Source organism: Escherichia sp. TC-EC600-tetX4 (assembly GCF_019356055.1).
Taxonomy (GTDB): Bacteria; Pseudomonadota; Gammaproteobacteria; order Enterobacterales; family Enterobacteriaceae.
Map to the genome: position 1 here is coordinate 461,624 of NZ_CP079924.1, position 18,398 is coordinate 480,021.

An 18,398-nucleotide genomic window follows, 5' to 3' on the forward strand; every position below is an offset into this window, starting at 1 on the left:
TTTGTCGGTGAACACTCTCCCGAGTAGGACAAATCCGCCGGGAGCGGATTTGAACGTTGCGAAGCAACGGCCCGGAGGGTGGCGGGCAGGACGCCCGCCATAAACTGCCAGACATCAAATCAAGCGAAAGGCCATCCGAAAGGATGGCCTTTTTGCTTTTCGAACTAACATTCAATTAATGGATTACCTGCGATAAAAATGCCCTCGTACGCTCTGATTTAGGATGCGCAAAAAATTCATCAGGTGCAGCTTGCTCCACTATTTCCCCACGATCCATAAAAATTACCCGGTCAGCGACGGTTCGTGCAAACCCCATCTCATGTGTTACACACAACATTGTCATACCCGACTGCGCCAGCCCAATCATCGTATCCAGCACCTCTTTCACCATCTCAGGATCGAGCGCCGACGTTGGCTCATCAAACAACATAATTTTCGGCTTCATACACAGCGAACGCGCAATGGCAACGCGTTGCTGCTGACCACCTGAAATCTGTCCGGGAAACTTATGCGCATGTTCGGCAATTCTCACCCGCTCTAGGTAATGCACCGCCAGATCTTCAGCCTCTTTCTTAGGCATCTTGCGTACCCAAATCGGTGCCAGGGTACAGTTCTGTAAAACGGTCAGATGAGGGAAGAGATTGAAATGCTGAAAGACCATTCCCACTTCCTGCCTGACGCGCTCAATATTGCGGATATCTTCATTAAGTTCGATGCCATCTACCACGATCCGTCCCTGTTGATGTTCTTCCAGATGATTAATACAACGAATGGTTGTCGATTTACCGGAACCTGAAGGGCCACACAGAACGATCCGTTCTCCCGGTTGCACGGTTAAATTTATATTTTTCAAAACATGGAATTGTCCATACCATTTATTGACGTTTTCCAGCGTAATCATCGCGTTAGCAGGTTGCAGTAAAATTTGGCTCATAGTGTCCTCAATGCGGTGTACGCCCGGTGTTAAAACGTTTTTCCAGATACTGGCTATAGCGCGACATGCTGAAACAGAAGATCCAGTAGATCAGCGCGGCGAAAACATACCCTTCCGTCGACATACCCAACCAGGCGGGATCAACGGTTGCCTGCTGAACGCTACTGAAAAGATCGAACAACCCGATAATGATCACCAGGCTGGTATCTTTGAAGAGTGCGATGATGGTATTTACCAGCCCAGGAATTACCAGCTTCAACGCCTGTGGCAGAATAACCAGCCCCTGAGTTTTCCAGTAACCCAACGCCAGCGACTCTGCCGCTTCATATTGCCCTTTAGGCAGCGCCTGTAATCCACCTCGCACGACTTCCGCAACATATGCTGACTGAAACAGGATCACGCCAACCAGCGCGCGGATCAATTTGTCGATACTGGTGCCTTCTGCCATAAACAACGGCAGCATGACCGAAGACATAAACAGAACGGTAATCAGCGGCACGCCGCGCCAGAATTCGATAAAAATGACCGATAAGATACGCACAATCGGCATATGGGAGCGGCGACCTAACGCCAGTAAGATCCCCCACGGTAGCGCCCCCGCAATCCCAACTGATGCAATAATTAAAGTTAGCGTCAGCCCGCCCCATTGCCGGGTTTCAACCCGCTCAAGAGCAAAAAAACCGCCATACATCAGCCACCAGACAATCAGTGGGTAAATCACCGCCCAGGCCGCAATATAGCGACCGCGATGCGGGAGTATTTTCCAGAACATTGGTGCGATCGACACAAGCCCAATCAGTAATGCGAGGTTAATTCGCCAGCGTTGGTCGTGTGGGTAAAGCCCATACATAAACTGACCAAATCGTTCGTGGATGAAGACCCAACAGGCACCGGCTTTTGTGCAGTCGGCACGCGTTGAGCCAACCCAGTTAGCCTGCAAAAATGCCCAGTTCAGCAACGGTGGGATCAGTTCCCACATCAACCATATGCAGCCAATAGTCAGCAGGCTATTGCTCCAGCTGGAGAACAGATTTTTTCGCACCCACACCATCGCGCGGCTTGAGTTATGGCTCGCCGGGCGCGGGGGATGAGACAGCAATACTTTTGTCATCATGACTCCTTAGCGTTCAACGATCGCGATGCGGCGGTTATAGATATTCATCAGCAGCGAGATAGTCAGGCTGATAATCAGATAGACCGACATGGTCATGGCTATCGTCTCGATGGCTTGCCCCGTCTGATTCAGCACGGTGCCGGCAAACAGCGAAACCATATCGGGATAGCCAATAGCGGCGGCAAGAGAGGAGTTTTTGACGATGTTGAGATACTGGCTGGTTAACGGTGGAATAATCACCCGCAATGCCTGGGGAATAATGACCTGGCGTAGCGTAACCGGGTTGGGTAATCCCAGTGACCGAGCCGCTTCATGTTGACCATAAGGCACTGCCTGGATCCCAGCGCGGATAATCTCGGCGATAAATGCAGATGTATAAACCGAAAGTGCCAGCGTTAAGGCTGCCAGTTCAGGAATTAAAACCATCCCGCCGCGGAAGTTAAAGCCTCGTAGGGCTGGGACATCCCAGTGTAGTGCTGCGCCAAAAAGCCATTGCGCCAGTAAAGGCAAACCAATGATCAACACTGCGGCGATCGGCCAGGTGCGGCGCAGTTGTCCGGTCTTTATCTGGTATGTTTTATTAAAGCGGAATAGCCCAACAGAAAGGACTATAGCCATAACAACAGCCAGGATAAACGCAATAAATCCGTCTCCCAGCTGCGGTGACGGAATATAAAGCCCACGATTGCTCAAAAAGGCCAGATCAAACGCGCTCACAGCCTGGCGTGGTCCGGGCAAATTGCGCAACACGGCAAAGTACCAGAAGAAGATTTGCAGCAGCGGGGGAATATTACGGAAGATCTCAATATAAATTGTGGAAAGCTTTCGTAGCAGCCAGTTATCCGAAAGTCTCGCCAGACCGATAAAGAAGCCCAAAACAGAAGCGAACACAATACACAATGCAGAAACCAGTAGCGTATTGAGTAAGCCGACAATAAAAACGCGTCCGTAGGTGTCGCCCTGCTGGTAATCGATCAAATGCTGGACAATACCGAAGCCAGCGCCGCGATCCAGAAAGGCAAAACCTGAAGTAATGCCACGATTATTGAGATTCGTTACAGTGTTGTGAAATAACCAACCAACAATGCCGACAACAGCAACAACGGCAAGGATCTGGAATAACCAGGCGCGAACCGTAGGGTTGGCAAAAGAGAGTGAGCCTTTAACGGTTGAGCGGCGATGAGACATAGAAACCTCGGAAAGCATAACGCTGAAGAGAGCGCCGCCGTAGCGACGCTCGTTACCTCACACCGACTTAACGCACGGGCGGTGCGTACTGAATACCGCCGTTATTCCAGAGATTATTTTGCCCACGTTTAATTTTCAGCGGGCTTTCTGAACCTACGTTACGCTCAAAAATTTCCGAGTAGTTACCCACCTGTTTGATGATGTTATAGGCCCATTTATTATCCAGCTTCAGATCCTTGCCGTAATCGCCTTCTTTACCCAGCAGATGTGCCATATCAGGCGTTGCTGGATTAGCCGCTTTTTCATCGACGTTCTGGGAATTGATGCCCATCTCTTCAGCATTCAGCATGGCGAAAAGCGTCCAGCGTACAATCGAGAACCATTCATCATCGCCACGACGAACTACCGGACCAAGCGGTTCTTTTGAGATAACTTCCGGTAAGACAATCCATTCAGCTGGGTTGCTTAATTTGATGCGCAGGGCATACAGTTGTGATTGATCCGAGGCCAGCGTATCGCAGCGACCAGATTCCAGTGCCTTCGCTGATTCGTCAGAGCGATCGAAAGTCACCGGTGTGTACTTCATATTGTTTGCCTTGAAGTAGTCGGCGACGTTGAGTTCGGTATCAGTACCCGCCTGAATACAGACGGTAGCGCCATCCAGTTCTTTCGCGCTTTTTAGCCCCGCTTTATCGTGCGTCAGGAAGCCAATGCCGTCGTAATAAGTGACGCCGGTAAATGCCATTCCCATCCCGGCATCGCGAGATGAAGTCCAGGTCGTATTACGGGAGAGCAAATCCACCTCCCCTGACTGTAAAGCGGTGAAGCGTTCTTTTGCAGTGAGCGGGGTATATTTCACTTTCGTGTCGTCACCAAATACAGCAGCGGCAACACCACGACAAATATCAACATCAATACCTGAAAACTTACCGTCAGCATCGGCATAAGAGAACCCAGGTAATCCATCACTGATCCCGCATTGCACAAAACCTTTTTTCTGAACGGCATCAAGCGTCGCGCCAGCAGCGCCTGATTTGCAACGGCAAGCAGCACGCTGGCGGCAGCCAGTGTGGCTATCATCATCTTTTTCATAATGCTTCCTGTGAGGCGAAAATTATCGTTATAGGACGTTTGGGAAACGTCTTTTACCTGTCTGTGGCCATCCTCTTATAAGCAAAAGTAGTGCCAGCTTTTGCGCACGATTTCGCGTCGCAATAAGCTGAGTGTAGACAGGAAATAATAAAAACAGCGCCCCGCAATGGTGCGAAAATGAAACATGCGCCACATTTTGGCGCAAAATATTTACGCGTGTTTTACTAAGCAGAATAATGATTGTTAGCGTGAGTATATTTCTGGTGGGAAGTGTGAAAATTAAATTGATGCGTTATTTCGAAAGCAGCGAAATAACGCGATGTAACATGCTAAATCAGCAGGGAATTACCCAGCAGAATATAGCAATATTTTATCTTATGGAGAGATACTGTATCGTTAAAAAGAGCGCGGAACTCCGCGCCCTGTTCAGTTATTTCGATAGAGCGATGATCCCCATCGTCAGGCCAGCAACAGCAGCTGCCCCGCCGGCAATAGCCCCAGCCGTTTCCCAGTTATCCTGAGTCGTGCCTTTCATACAGGTATTGGTGTGAACCAGACGACCCTGATCGTCATAAACCGGAACGCAGGGCGAATCGTGAGCACAGCCCGCCAGCAATGCGGTGAGCAATGCCACAGGAATTAATCTTTTCATGGTGTTACCTCAGTAATAAACGCTAACGCTTAATAAGTTAACTCTCTTATTAACGAGCTGAATGCCATTTTATCACCGGAGGTTATAAATCTTGCGGAATGAATAATGACAAATTATGTGAATTGTAAAAATAGTGAAGGGAGCGGGAACTATAGAAAGCTTTTAAAGAGTGAGCAGAAGAATATCTTATTAATTTTTATGGGTTTCACTGGAAATAATAAAGGCACCCGAAAGCGCCTTTATGTTTCTGATTTATCCTTTAAAGCAACGGCGGATCACCACAAAGAACACCGGTACGAAGAAGATTGCCAGCAACGTTGCAGAGACCATTCCTCCCATTACCCCGATACCCACAGCGTTCTGCGCGCCACTGCCGGCACCGTTACTGATAGCTAGCGGTAATACGCCGAGAATAAAGGCGAGAGAGGTCATCAGGATAGGACGCAGACGCATACGTACTGCCATCAGTGTCGCTTCAACAACACCTTTACCCTCTTTCTCCATGAGATCTTTAGCGAACTCAACGATCAAAATAGCGTTTTTGGCCGACAAGCCAATTGTCGTTAGCAAGCCCACCATAAAGTAGACGTCATTTTTTTGATTAAAGAGTGTCGCCGCCAGCAGCACGCCGACAATCCCTAACGGCACTACCAACATAACCGAGACAGGAATTGACCAGCTTTCATAGAGTGCAGCAAGGCACAGGAAAACAACCACAAAGGAAATTGCTACCAGAGCGGGAGCCTGGTTTCCCGATAAGCGTTCCTGATACGACATACCCGTCCAGTCATAACCAATGCCCGCAGGTAATTTTGACGCAAGGTTTTCCATCAACGCCATGGCATCGCCGGAACTGGTTCCTGGCGCGGCTTCCCCCTGAATCTCCATTGACGGCAGACCGTTGTAGCGTTCCAGTCGCGGAGAGCCATACACCCAATGTGAAGTGGTAAAGGCCGAGAATGGCACCATTTCGCCGTTGGCGCTGCGGACATAAAGTTTATCGACATCTTCTGGCAGCATACGGAATTTGGCATCCGCCTGAACATACAACTTTTTCACGCGGCCACGGTCGATGAAGTCGTTAACGTAAGTCCCACCCAGCGCCGTTGAAATGGTCTGATTGATGTCAGAAAGTGAAACACCTAATGCCTGCGCCTTTTCCTGGTCAACTTCCAGTTTAAACTGCGCGGTGTCTTCCAGGCCATTAGGGCGCACGCTGACTAAGCTGGCAGGATGTTGCGCCGCCATACCAAGCAACTGGTTACGGGCCTGGGTTAGGGCATCGTGACCCAGCCCAGCCTGATCAATTAACTCAAAGTCGAAACCCGTTGCCGTGCCCAGTTCAACAATGGCTGGCATATTGAATGGAATGACAAAACCGTCGCGGATCTTGCCCAATTCCATTTTGGCACGATGGATTACCGCTTCCGCACTGTTTTCGTCACCATTACGCTCTTCCCACGGTTTCAGACTGACGAAGGCCATACCGGCGTTTTGTGCCTGGCCGCTGAAGCTAAAGCCGTTAACCGTAAAGACACTTTCAACGTTCGCTTTCTCGTTCTTCAGATAGTAATCCGTAACTTGATCCAACACTTTTTGCGTCCGCTCTTGCGTCGCGCCAGCGGGTAACTGAATCATGGTCAGAAAGACACCCTGATCCTCTTCAGGTAAGAAGGAAGACGGAAGACGTAAAAACAACACCACCATTCCTGCAACAATCAGCGCATAGATCAGTAAATATCGTCCTGTGGATCCGAGGATTTTGCCGACGCTGTTGGTGTAGTGGTTAACGCTATGATCGAAGGTGGTATTAAACCAACCGAAGAAACCGCCCTTATTTTCGTGATGCTCAGCAGAGACGGGTTTAAGCAGCGTTGCACATAACGCAGGGGTAAGAATCAATGCCACCAGAACAGAAAGCGCCATTGCCGAAACGATGGTGATAGAGAACTGGCGATAAATTGCCCCAGTAGAACCGCCGAAGAATGCCATCGGAATAAATACCGCTGACAGCACCATCGCGATACCCACCAGTGCGCCCTGAATTTGCGACATCGATTTTTCCGTCGCTTCTTTTGGCGGGAGCTTATCCTCCATCATCACGCGCTCGACGTTCTCCACCACCACTATCGCATCATCGACGAGCAGCCCGATGGCAAGCACCATCCCGAACATCGTTAGTGTGTTGATGGAGTAACCAAAAGCGGCGAGGATGGCAAACGTCCCTAACAACACCACGGGTACCGCAATGGTGGGGATCAGCGTTGCTCGCATATTCTGCAAGAACAGATACATCACCAGGAACACCAGCATAATGGCTTCGAACAGCGTTTTTACCACTTCGTGAATAGAAAGCTGGACGAATGGCGTGGTGTCATAAGGGTAGAGAACCTTCATTCCCTGCGGGAAGAATGGCTGTAATTCCGCCAGTTTTGCCTTAATGGCTTTCGCGGTATCGAGAGCATTCGCGCCGGTTGCCAGCTTAATCCCCAGGCCCGCCGCCGGTTTTCCGTTGATACGAGCGATAACGTTATAGTTTTCACCGCCAAGTTCAACCCGTGCGACATCTTTCAGGCGTACCACCGAGCCGTCACTGTTTACGCGCAGGGTCACTTTGCCGAATTCTTCCGGATTTTTAAACCGCGTCTGAGCAATAATCGAGGCGTTCAATTGTTGCCCTGGTAACGCTGGCGTTCCGCCCAACTGTCCGGCAGCGATCTGATCGTTCTGTACCTTCAACTGGTTAATCACATCAACCGGTGTCAGTTTATATTTGTTTAGCAGATCGGCATCCAGCCAGATACGCATCGCATACTGTGCGCCGAAAAGCTGTACGTCACCGACGCCATTCAGACGGCTAAGCGTATCTTTAACGTTAGAGGCCACATAGTCCGAGATATCGTCCTGTGTGGTGCCTGGGTTATCAGAGACAAAGCCCGCCACCATCAAATAGCTGCTACTGGACTTTTCAACACTGATCCCCTGCTGCTGAACCTCCTGCGGCAGCAACGGCGTGGCGAGCTGGAGTTTGTTCTGCACCTGCACTTGCGCGATATCAGGATCGGTCCCGGACTGGAAGGTAAGGGTAATTGTCACGCTACCGGCGGAATCGCTGGTGGAGGACATATACATCAGGTTATCGATACCGTTCATATTCTGTTCGATAACCTGCGTCACCGTATCCTGCACGGTCTGCGCATCAGCGCCCGGATAGTTTGCTGAAACAGAAACCGCAGGCGGTGCAATTGTTGGATACTGAGCGACGGGCAATTGTAGGATCGCCAGTGCGCCCGCCATCATCAGAATAATGGCCAGCACCCATGCAAATATCGGTCGTCGAATAAAAAAGTTTGCCATGTCAGATTACCTTACTTCGATGCAGTATCTGCGGGGGTATCGGTAGTGGCTTTAACCTGCTCTCCCGGACGCGCTTTTTGCAGGCCGCTGACAATGACTTGATCGCCAGATTTCAGTCCTTCACTAATCAACCATTTATCGCCAATCGCCTGACTGGCAACGACAGGGCGCGCTTCAACCTGACTTTTATCGTTAACAATCAGCACGGTTGCATCACCACGCGGTGTGCGGCTAACGCCTTGTTGCGGGATAAGAATGGCGTCAGGTTGGACGCCTTCATCAATCCGTGCACGCACAAACATACCCGGCAAAAGCGTATGTTGCGGGTTAGGGAAGACAGCACGTAGGGTTATGGAGCCGGTGCTTTCATCAACGGTCACATCGGAGAATTGCAGCGTACCTTTCAGGGGATAGGTTTGACCGTTTTCCATGACCAACTCTACGTTGCTGGTGGCGTTTTCCTTATGCAAATTTCCTTGCTCTACGGATTGCTTCAGCCTCATAAAATCGTTGCTGGATTGGGTCACATCAACGTAGATAGGATCGAGCTGCTGGACAGTCGCCAGTTCAGTCGTTTGCCCATTAGTGACAAGAGCGCCTTCGGTCACAGTCGATTTGCCGATACGTCCGCTAATTGGCGCAGTGACTTTGGTATAAGCAAGATTGATGCGAGCGCTTTCGACTGTGGCTTTTGCGGCAATCACGGCGGCATCGGCCTGACGAGCATCAGCAATGGCCTGGTCGTACTCCTGCTGGCTGATGTATTTCGTACCCACGAGCGGAACGTAACGTTTTACCGTCAAATGCGCGATGGCGGCGGCGGCTTCACTTTTCGCCAGTTCGCCTTTCGCGCTGTCATAATTTGCCTGATAGGTCGCGGGATCGATCTGGTACAGGGACTGGCCTGCTTGCACATCGCTGCCTTCAGTGAAATTGCGATTCAGTACGATCCCGCTAACCTGTGGGCGAACTTCGGCTATACGATAAGCATTGGTGCGGCCTGGTAATTCAGTCTTAACTTCTAACGGGGCCGTTTTTACAATATGAACGGTAACCTGCGGTTCACCGACGTGAGCTTTCTCTTCTCCCTTATCGTTACAACCGGCGATTAAAGCCGCGGAGATCAGAATAAAGGAGGGCAGGAGGAAAAACCTGGCATGTTTCGTCATTACTATTCCTCAAAAAACCAAAAGCGCGTTATTTACCCAAAAAGGCAACGCGTTAACTCGCAGAAAGAAAAATACAGTTCGCTATCCTACAAATTATCATTCGTCGATGTAAGGAATAGTTATGAATACAGGCATCTCAAGGCACATAAACACAAAAAAAGATTAATATTCTACTGTTTTATTTTGACGCGGGTTGAAAGAGGCAGAATTAAAACCTCGTAAATTGAAATATATATTGATGTAGTGAATGTATCTTAGGTAAATAATATATATTATTTATTTAACGATTTATAGCAACTCAATATTAGCCTCTCGTATAAATACACATTAGGTGATAGATTAACCTTCGCTATTTTCTCACTCTGTGTCGAATATATTTATTTCCTGAATAATTAATCATGGCAAAAAGAACCAAAGCCGAAGCTCTGAAGACCCGGCAAGAACTGATTGAAACTGCCATCGCCCAGTTTGCGCAGCATGGCGTAAGCAAGACGACGCTCAACGACATTGCCGACGCCGCTAACGTTACGCGTGGCGCTATCTACTGGCACTTCGAAAACAAGACTCAACTGTTTAATGAGATGTGGTTGCAACAGCCTTCATTGCGGGAGTTAATCCAGGAACACTTGACGGCTGGATTAGAGCATGACCCGTTTCAACAATTGCGTGAAAAATTGATTGTCGGCTTGCAATATATTGCCAAAATTCCCCGCCAGCAGGCGTTGCTGAAAATCTTATATCACAAATGTGAATTTAATGATGAGATGCTGGCCGAGGGAGTGATACGCGAAAAGATGGGCTTTAATCCGCAGACTCTCCGCGAAGTATTGCAGGCGTGTCAGCAACAAGGTTGTGTAGCAAATAACCTCGATTTAGATGTTGTGATGATTATTATTGATGGTGCCTTCAGCGGAATTGTTCAAAACTGGTTAATGAATATGGCGGGTTATGATCTTTATAAACAAGCCCCCGCTCTGGTCGATAACGTATTAAGAATGTTCATGCCAGATGAAAACATAACGAAATTAATTCATCAAACGAATGAATTAAGTGTCATGTAAATTCACATTCTGTCCTGAAAATTCAGTTCGTCACAGTTAACCAGTTTTAGTGGATTAACTGAGTTCATATTGCGGCATTTGTCTGTTTCTGTTGCCAGCAGTTCAATCCACTGCATCAGTAAAGTATCAAACAGAAAAACGAAGACAGCGAAAACGACGAGCCACCAATACTTGCGAATCATTACCTGAGCCTGTGCATGTTTAACCAAGTCTGGCAGGAAATATACACGAAATGAATAATCTGAAAACCAGGCTTACACATCCTTTACTTTGTAATGAGATCGGGGTCAACTTCGCTTAACCGGCTTCGTTTTGACAGGTTGCCGGTCTTTCTTTTTTTCACTTTCGCCAGTTCTTCCGCAGAGTAATGCGACGCGACATCCAGCCGTCGAAGCCCCATTTTGATGTACTCGCTGTTGATCTCAATACCAATGAATTTTCGTCCGCTGGCGATGGCTACGGCACCGGTAGTAAAGCTACCAGCAAACGGGTCGAGAACGATATCGCCTGGGTTGGAAGAGGCGAGAATAATGCGTTTCAGTAAGGCTTCCGGTTTTTGCGTCGGGTGGTTTTCATATTCATCCATCAAATAACGCACGCGCGGAAAATCCCAAACGTTACCCGGTACTTTTTGATGATTGTAAGGCTGTGGAGGATTTTTGCGATAATCGATCAACGCGCGCTGCGATCCGGTTTTGGCTTCTACCAGAATAGCATCACCGTTGAATGTGTAGTTCTTTGCGTCTTTCACCATCATCAGGATGGGTTCGTACATGGAGCCGTAGTGTTTTTTCGCCTGCACTCCAGAACTGTCATATGACCAGACGATGCGACTTTTGATGGTAAAAAGCTTGCGGCACTGGAGATCGATAAAGGGCATGTTTTCCGTACTGTTCATGATGTACATGCTGCCCTGCTTTTTCAGAACGCGGTGGCACTCTGCAATCACTTCAAACAGCCAGTCGATAAACAGATCTTCTTTCCAGGCTTCGATCAGACCATCAAAATTTTTACCGATGTTATATGGTGGGTCGGCAAAGATCAGATCGACACTTTCGGCGGGGATCTTTTTAAGTTCGGCAAGCGCATCACCGTGAATAATGGTCTTAGCTTCATTACCAAACCGGGTCGGTTCACATCCTGTTCTCATGGTCACTCCCTTTGTGACACCTATAAAAAAGGCGCTTCCCCATGCCGAGTAGCGCCTTTTTAATCAAGCATTTAGCTAACCTGAATTAGTTCATGCCGTATTTTTTCAATTTTTTACGCAGCGTACCACGGTTGATGCCCATCATCAGCGCAGCACGGGTCTGGTTACCACGGGTGTATTGCATCACCATGTCCAACAGGGGCTGTTCTACTTCAGCCAGTACCAGCTCATAGAGGTCATTCACATCCTGACCATTCAGTTGAGCAAAATAGTTCTTCAGTGCCTGTTTAACCGAGTCACGCAGGGGTTTTTGGGTTACCTGATCCTGAGAGTTAACGGTAGAAACGGTCAGTACGTCAGAATTTACGCGTTGTTCGAACATAGTTCTGTCAGCTCTTTATTTCTGTTTACGCAAAATTTTCGAAGTATGCCTCCAACGCCTCCAGCTGTTCGCTGGCATCCTCAATGGCGTTGAATGTGCGCCGAAACTGGTCATTTGGAGCGTGTTCCTGGAGATACCAGGAAACGTGTTTACGTGCAATTCGGTACCCTTTTGCCGGACCATAAAAGTCATGCAGTTCCCGAACGTGCGCGCAAAGCAAGCGCTTAACCTCTGCCAAAGGCAGCGGGGGCAGCAACTCCCCAGTGTCCAGATAATGCTGGATTTCCCGAAAGATCCAGGGTCTTCCCTGAGCTGCGCGGCCTATCATCAGGGCATCCGCCCCTGTATAGTCGAGCACAGCTCTGGCTTTAAGCGGGTCAGTAATGTCGCCATTCGCGATAACCGGAATGGAAACTTTCTGCTTAACTGCCCGAATACTGTCGTACTCAGCTTCTCCATTGAACAAACAGGCGCGTGTACGGCCATGAATGGTCAGAGCCTGAATGCCACAGTCTTCAGCCAGTTGGGCAATCTCTTCGCAGTTACGGTGTTCCGGTGCCCAGCCGGTGCGAATCTTCAGGGTAACAGGAACGTCCACTGCATTGACGACCTCGGTAAGGATCGATTTAACGACATCCGGGTACTGCAAGAGGGCTGAACCTGCGAGCTTGCGATTCACTTTTTTAGCCGGGCAACCCATATTGATATCAATAATCTGGGCACCGCTTTCCACGTTAATACGTGCTGCATCTGCCATTTCTTTCGGATCGCTACCAGCAATTTGCACGGTGCGAATACCGGGTTCATCAATGTGCACCATCCGTAAACGAGATTTGTCGCTTTCCCAAACCTGTGGGTTAGAAGACATCATCTCGGATACTGTCAATCCGGCTCCCATCTCGTAGCACAACGTCCGAAAAGGTCTGTCTGTAATGCCAGCCATGGGCGCTGCGATCAGGCGATTTCTGAGCTGATATTGTCCGATGCGCATGAGTTAAGAAATGACCATACTGTGACTGCAAGGCGGCGTATATTACGCATTTTTTGCACGAGATGAAAGGCCAAACTTTGACCAATCCTCTGAGATGGATCAAAGAATTGCATTTAAAATGAGCGTGGTGCGATAATTACTCATAAAAATCATCATATTAGAAAATAGTGACTAAAATTTACACTCAAAGAAATTTGAGTAAGTTCTCAATTTTTCTTTATGAATGAAAATTTTGGCACGCAAATTTGCGTAAATAATCGGCAAATTTACGTGCCTTTTGTGAGCTTGCTCGCACTTCGCCCCGCGTCACCCTACGGCGATGCGAAGGTTAATTCTTACGACCGGTAATACGGCACCACTCTTCTTTTTCCACGACCGGGTCCAGTGCGAAGCTATCGGCATAAGCTTCACAAACGCTCTCTGCCTGGCTTGCCAGAATACCGGAAAGGCCCAGCAAACCGCCTGAAACCGGCAGGACGCTGATTAACGGTGCCAGTTCACGTAATGGGCCTGCAAGGATGTTAGCGACCACCACGTCGGCTTTCATTTCTTCTGGCTGATCTTTCGGTAAGTAGAGTTCCAGACGGTCAGAAACGCCATTACGTTCGGCGTTATCGCGGCTGGCCTGAATCGCCTGCGGATCGATATCAATACCAATGGCTTTTGCTGCACCCAGTTTCAGCGCCGCGATCGCCAGAATGCCGGAACCACAGCCAAAGTCGATGACTGTTTTACCGGTTAAATCGAGGCTGTCGAGCCATTGCAGGCACAGAGAGGTGGTTGGATGGGTACCCGTACCAAACGCCAGCCCTGGATCTAACATCACGTTGACGGCGTTTTCGTCCGGCACATCACGCCAGCTAGGGCAGATCCACAGTCGTTCACCAAAGCGCATCGGGTGGAAATTATCCATCCATTCGCGCTCCCAGTCTTTATCTTCTAGTTGTTCGATTTTATGCGCGAAGCCTGCGCCGAGCAGCGGATGGTTTTCCAGAATCGCCACCACGTCGTTCATATCGGTTTCAGCGTCGAACAGACCAATCACATCGGTGTCGCCCCACAGGCGCGTTTCGCCCGGCAGCGGTTCAAATACTGGCGTATCGTGGGTATCCTGAAAAGTGATAGAAACGGCACCCGCTTCCATCAGCGCATCGCTAAGATCTTCCGCGTTCGCGCCGGTGGTGTTCAGTTTCAGTTGGATCCAAGGCATGGCAAAACTCTTTATTTATCAGTAGTCAAAACGGTAGCTTGCGGGACGGATGTACCGAAACGGTTTCCGACCAGGAAAGCCAGCAAACTTAGTAGTAACGAGGGCACGATAGGGTGGAAGCCCAGGTACTGAATATTCAGCGTCGCGAGTACGGCATACAGCACGCCGCCAACGATCATCGCACTTAGCGCGCCTTTGGCGTTGGCGCGTTCCCAGTAAAGACCCAGCACCAGCGGCCACAGGAAAACGGCTTCCAGCCCACCGAAGGCCAACAAATTCAGCCAGATGATCATTTCTGGCGGCTTCCAGGCGGCAAGCAGCAGCAACGCGCCGAGAACTAACGTAATTACCGCCGACATCCGCTTCAGACGCGTCTCGTTTTGCATTTGATCCGGACGGATATTCAGATAGAGATCTTTAATGATCGTAGCGGAACTTTGCAGCAGTTGGGCGTTAATTGTCGACATGATCGCAGCCATCGGTGCAGCCAGGAAGATCCCGGCAGCAAACGGTGGCAGCACTTTTACCATTAACGTTGGGATCACCAGGTCCGGTACGGTGAGATCGGGGATCACCGCCCGACCTAACGCTCCGGCCAGGTGCATACCGAACATCAGAATTGCGACCACAATCGTACCGATGATGATCCCCCGATGTACGGCTTTGCTGTCTTTATAAGAGATACAGCGCACCGCAGTATGCGGCAGGCCAATCACGCCAAAACACACCAGTACCCAGAACGACGTCATAAAGGCAGGCGACAGAATATCGTCAGCGCCTTGTGGCGTAACCAGTTGCGGATCGATGGTTTGCAAGGTCTGTACTGCGTTACTTAAGCCGCCAGCGGCATGTACTACGCCAATAAGCAGCACAACGGTGCCAATCAGCATCACAAGCCCTTGCATGGTGTCGTTCAGCACGCTGGCGCGAAAGCCACCAAAGGCGGTATATAACGCAATGCTGATACCAAAAATCAGCAGCCCGGTTTCATAAGGAATACCCGCCGCGGTTTCCAGCAGGCGCGCACCGCCGATAAACTGCACGGTCATCGCACCAACGAACGCAACCAGCAAACTCAAACTCGCCAGCCACACCAGAAGACGACTCTGGTAGCGGGCAAACAGCATATCGTTCAGCGTCACTGCATTGTAGCGGCGCGCAAGAATCGCAAACTTCTTGCCGAGAATACCGAGTGAAAGCCAGACTGCAGGAAGCTGAATCATCGCCAGCAATACCCAGCCCAGCCCGTATTTATAAGCAGCTCCTGGCCCGCCGATAAACGAACTGGCACTGATATAGGTCGCGGTGAGCGTCATCGCCAGCACAATACCGCCCATAGAGCGGCTGCCGAGGAAATACTCATTAAGGAAGGTGCCGGTGCTCCGTTTACGCATCGCATAAACCGAGATACCGAACACCACCACCAGATAGGCGACCAGCGGTAGAATTACTTCAAGCTGCATCGTCATCCTCCAGTGGGATATCGCGATAGATAAATTTCACCATCGCCCAGCACAGTCCAATAAACAGCAGCGGCGTCAGGATGCAGGCCATCTCAAACCAGCGCGGAAAGCCGGTAAAACCGGGGGCAACGCCAGATAAGTAAGCGGCTACTAACCAAACTGCCAGATACAAAAGGGTCAGCCCCAGCGCCCAGCGCGCCTCTTTATGGGCCTGAACAAAACGAGTGTCCATTTTTTGTCCCTGATGGGTGAAGAAAGCGGGGATTGTACCTTATGGGGGTTGTCGATCCCCAGTAATAAAAAAGGCCGGAAAATCCGGCCTTTTGACGCTTTAGCAGTCTTATTTTTCCTGAAGACCGAGTTTTTTCTCCAGATAGTGGATGTTAGTGCCACCATGCTGGAAGTTCTCGTCATTCATGATGCGGATCTGCAGATCAACGTTGGTTTTGATACCGTCGATGATCAGCTCCTGCAGCGCATTCTTCATGCGGGCAATCGCCACGTCACGGTTTTCACCGTAGCAAATCAGCTTACCGATCATTGAGTCATAGTACGGCGGTACGGTGTAGCCCGCGTAGATATGAGACTCCCAACGTACGCCAAAACCGCCAGGTGCGTGGAAACGGGTGATTTTGCCCGGACTTGGCAGGAAGGTGTTCGGATCTTCGGCGTTGATACGACATTCCACCGCATGGCCGCGAACGTGAACTTCTTCTTGCTTGATCGACAGCGGTTGACCGGCAGCGATACGCAGCTGTTCTTTGATCAGGTCAACGCCGGTGATCATTTCTGTAACCGGGTGTTCTACCTGAATACGGGTGTTCATTTCGATGAAATAGAACTCGCCGTTTTCGAACAGGAACTCGAAAGTACCTGCACCGCGATAGCCGATATCAACACACGCTTTAGCGCAACGTTCGCCGATGTAGCGACGCAGTTCCGGGGTAATGCCCGGTGCTGGCGCTTCTTCGACCACTTTCTGGTGGCGGCGTTGCATGGAGCAGTCACGTTCCGCCAGATAGATAGCGTTGCCCTGACCGTCAGCCAGTACCTGAATCTCGACGTGGCGAGGATTTTCCAGGTATTTCTCCATGTAAACCATATCGTTGCTGAAAGCAGCTTTCGCTTCCGCACGGGTCATGGAGATGGATTGTGCCAGTTCAGCGTCGCCGCGCACTACGCGCATACCGCGACCGCCGCCGCCGCCGGAGGCTTTGATAATCACCGGATAACCAATGCGTTTAGCAATGGCACGGTTTTTATCCATATCGTCGCCCAGCGGGCCGTCAGAACCCGGTACGCAAGGGACGCCCGCTTTTTTCATCGCCGCGATTGCGGATACTTTGTCGCCCATCAGGCGAATGGTTTCTGCTTTCGGGCCAATGAAGATAAAGCCGGAGCGTTCAACCTGCTCGGCAAAGTTGGCGTTCTCGGAGAGGAAGCCGTAACCCGGATGGATTGCTACTGCGCCGGTGATTTCAGCGGCGCTGATGATTGCCGGGATGTTCAGATAACTTTTTACTGACGGAGCAGGGCCAATACAGACCGTTTCATCTGCCAGTAATACGTGTTTTAGATCGCGATCCGCGCTGGAGTGCACAGCGACAGTCTTGATGCCCAGTTCTTTACAGGCACGAAGAATACGCAATGCAATCTCGCCGCGGTTGGCAATAACAATTTTATCCAGCATGTTCGCCTCGTTACTCGATGACGACCAGCGGCTCGTCAAATTCTACCGGTTGTCCACTTTCGACCAGAATTGCTTTCACGGTACCGGATTTGTCCGCTTCGATCTGGTTCATCATTTTCATGGCTTCAACGATGCACAGGGTATCGCCCACGTTGACTTTCTGACCCACTTCGATGAACGCTTTTGCGTCCGGGCTTGGGGTGCGGTAGAAAGTACCAACCATCGGGGAACGTACGATGTGACCACTGATTTCCGCTGCTGCTGGCGCTTCCATGGAAGGAACGGTCGCCGGAGCGGCTGCGTTAGATTGAGCTGGCTGCTGCATCATTGGTGCAGCGTAAGCTTGTTGCATCACAGGGAAACTTGCGGCAGGAGCTGCACGGCTAATGCGTACTGACTCTTCGCCTTCAGAAATTTCCAGTTCGGAGATGCCTGATTCTTCAACCAGCTCGATCAGTTTTTTAATCTTACGAATATCCATGAGTGGGTTCCGTACTCTTTGTTTAGTGTGATTGTGACAGGCGTTTCACCGCCGTCTGTAAAGCGTATGCCCCGACAGCTGTATGCATAGCGATAAATTCCAGCAGGCCGGGACGCCGGTCTATTTTGCCCCAGAGTGTCAATGTTAGACTTGACGGACATTGTGCAGCGATCTGCTGCTATCCTCCGGCAAAAAACAAAATATACCTTCGTTGCGCCAATGTCACCTTTTCCGCAGCGCAAAAACTGCGTCAGGGAGGACGAGGTCGCACATTATAACGATTTCGTAGCAATTGGCAGCTAAATACTGGTCTTATCAGGGAAGATAATCAACAGCTAACATGTAAATAACCTTCAACACCGTGTAATTTGCAACAAGCCGCACAATTCACGAAATTAGCGCCATCATCGACGGAACTTCTTATAACGTAAGGTGAAAAGCTGAAAAGCCAGCCCTGCGAAGAT

16 protein-coding genes and 1 pseudogene are annotated in these 18,398 nt (G+C 49.9%); 1 reads left to right on the forward strand and 16 read right to left on the reverse strand.

All coding sequences use genetic code 11. The annotated features are described in order from the left end of the window. Positions 1-175: 175 nt before the first annotated feature. The 7 genes and pseudogenes from KXD89_RS02240 to acrE all read right to left on the reverse strand — a co-directional run bounded on the left by KXD89_RS02240 (position 176) and on the right by acrE (position 9,506). The gene (locus tag KXD89_RS02240) at positions 176-934 is read right to left on the reverse strand and encodes an amino acid ABC transporter ATP-binding protein (RefSeq protein ID WP_000078349.1); all 759 of its coding nucleotides are present in this window, start codon (positions 932-934) and stop codon (positions 176-178) included. A 7-nt stretch (positions 935-941) separates the two neighbouring features. After that, a complete protein-coding gene (locus KXD89_RS02245; protein ID WP_001300681.1) occupies positions 942-2,045 on the reverse strand; it encodes an amino acid ABC transporter permease in 1,104 nt (367 codons plus the stop codon). Positions 2,046-2,054: 9 nt separating this feature from the next. Further along, positions 2,055-3,236 (reverse strand): amino acid ABC transporter permease, encoded by a 1,182-nt coding sequence (locus KXD89_RS02250; RefSeq protein WP_000019655.1) that lies wholly within the window; start codon positions 3,234-3,236, stop codon positions 2,055-2,057. 67 nt (positions 3,237-3,303) lie between these two features. Continuing rightward, positions 3,304-4,328 (reverse strand): annotated as a pseudogene (locus KXD89_RS02255) (amino acid ABC transporter substrate-binding protein). A 430-nt stretch (positions 4,329-4,758) separates the two neighbouring features. Next, positions 4,759-4,980, reverse strand: coding sequence for a membrane protein (locus tag KXD89_RS02260; protein WP_000825639.1), 222 nt, complete (start codon positions 4,978-4,980; stop codon positions 4,759-4,761). A gap of 252 nt (positions 4,981-5,232) precedes the next feature. After that, positions 5,233-8,337 (reverse strand): multidrug efflux RND transporter permease subunit AcrF, encoded by a 3,105-nt coding sequence (gene acrF / locus KXD89_RS02265; RefSeq protein WP_001273238.1) that lies wholly within the window; start codon positions 8,335-8,337, stop codon positions 5,233-5,235. A gap of 11 nt (positions 8,338-8,348) precedes the next feature. After that, positions 8,349-9,506, reverse strand: coding sequence for a multidrug efflux RND transporter periplasmic adaptor subunit AcrE (gene acrE / locus KXD89_RS02270; protein WP_000160334.1), 1,158 nt, complete (start codon positions 9,504-9,506; stop codon positions 8,349-8,351). A gap of 398 nt (positions 9,507-9,904) precedes the next feature. Between acrE and acrS the strand changes: the two genes are divergently transcribed. After that, entirely contained in the window at positions 9,905-10,567 is a 663-nt protein-coding gene (acrS, locus tag KXD89_RS02275) for a multidrug efflux transporter transcriptional repressor AcrS (protein WP_001129518.1), read from the forward strand. A 2-nt stretch (positions 10,568-10,569) separates the two neighbouring features. Here acrS and KXD89_RS02280 read toward each other — a convergent pair whose 3' ends face one another. From KXD89_RS02280 to accB, 9 genes are all read right to left on the reverse strand, one after another. Next, a complete protein-coding gene (locus KXD89_RS02280) occupies positions 10,570-10,749 on the reverse strand; it encodes a DUF2556 family protein (RefSeq protein WP_001295275.1) in 180 nt (59 codons plus the stop codon). Between the two features lie 83 nt (positions 10,750-10,832). Continuing rightward, positions 10,833-11,717, reverse strand: a complete 885-nt coding sequence (gene yhdJ, locus KXD89_RS02285; protein ID WP_001258895.1) for an adenine-specific DNA-methyltransferase — start codon at positions 11,715-11,717, stop codon at positions 10,833-10,835. A gap of 85 nt (positions 11,718-11,802) precedes the next feature. Continuing rightward, entirely contained in the window at positions 11,803-12,099 is a 297-nt protein-coding gene (gene fis / locus KXD89_RS02290; RefSeq protein WP_000462905.1) for a DNA-binding transcriptional regulator Fis, read from the reverse strand. A 25-nt stretch (positions 12,100-12,124) separates the two neighbouring features. Next, positions 12,125-13,090: a tRNA dihydrouridine synthase DusB gene (gene dusB, locus KXD89_RS02295; protein ID WP_001219652.1), complete on the reverse strand. Its 966-nt coding sequence runs from the start codon at positions 13,088-13,090 to the stop codon at positions 12,125-12,127. A gap of 328 nt (positions 13,091-13,418) precedes the next feature. After that, positions 13,419-14,300, reverse strand: coding sequence for a 50S ribosomal protein L11 methyltransferase (gene prmA / locus KXD89_RS02300; RefSeq protein WP_001145827.1), 882 nt, complete (start codon positions 14,298-14,300; stop codon positions 13,419-13,421). Positions 14,301-14,311: 11 nt separating this feature from the next. Further along, positions 14,312-15,763, reverse strand: a complete 1,452-nt coding sequence (gene panF / locus KXD89_RS02305; RefSeq protein ID WP_001175728.1) for a sodium/pantothenate symporter — start codon at positions 15,761-15,763, stop codon at positions 14,312-14,314. Further along, the gene (locus tag KXD89_RS02310; RefSeq protein WP_000381173.1) at positions 15,753-15,995 is read right to left on the reverse strand and encodes a YhdT family protein; all 243 of its coding nucleotides are present in this window, start codon (positions 15,993-15,995) and stop codon (positions 15,753-15,755) included. Before KXD89_RS02310 ends, panF begins: the two co-directional genes overlap by 11 nt. Positions 15,996-16,103: 108 nt before the next feature. Next, positions 16,104-17,453 (reverse strand): acetyl-CoA carboxylase biotin carboxylase subunit, encoded by a 1,350-nt coding sequence (gene accC, locus KXD89_RS02315; protein ID WP_000884639.1) that lies wholly within the window; start codon positions 17,451-17,453, stop codon positions 16,104-16,106. Between the two features lie 10 nt (positions 17,454-17,463). Then, positions 17,464-17,934: an acetyl-CoA carboxylase biotin carboxyl carrier protein gene (gene accB, locus KXD89_RS02320; RefSeq protein WP_000354622.1), complete on the reverse strand. Its 471-nt coding sequence runs from the start codon at positions 17,932-17,934 to the stop codon at positions 17,464-17,466. Between the last annotated feature and the right edge of the window lie 464 nt (positions 17,935-18,398).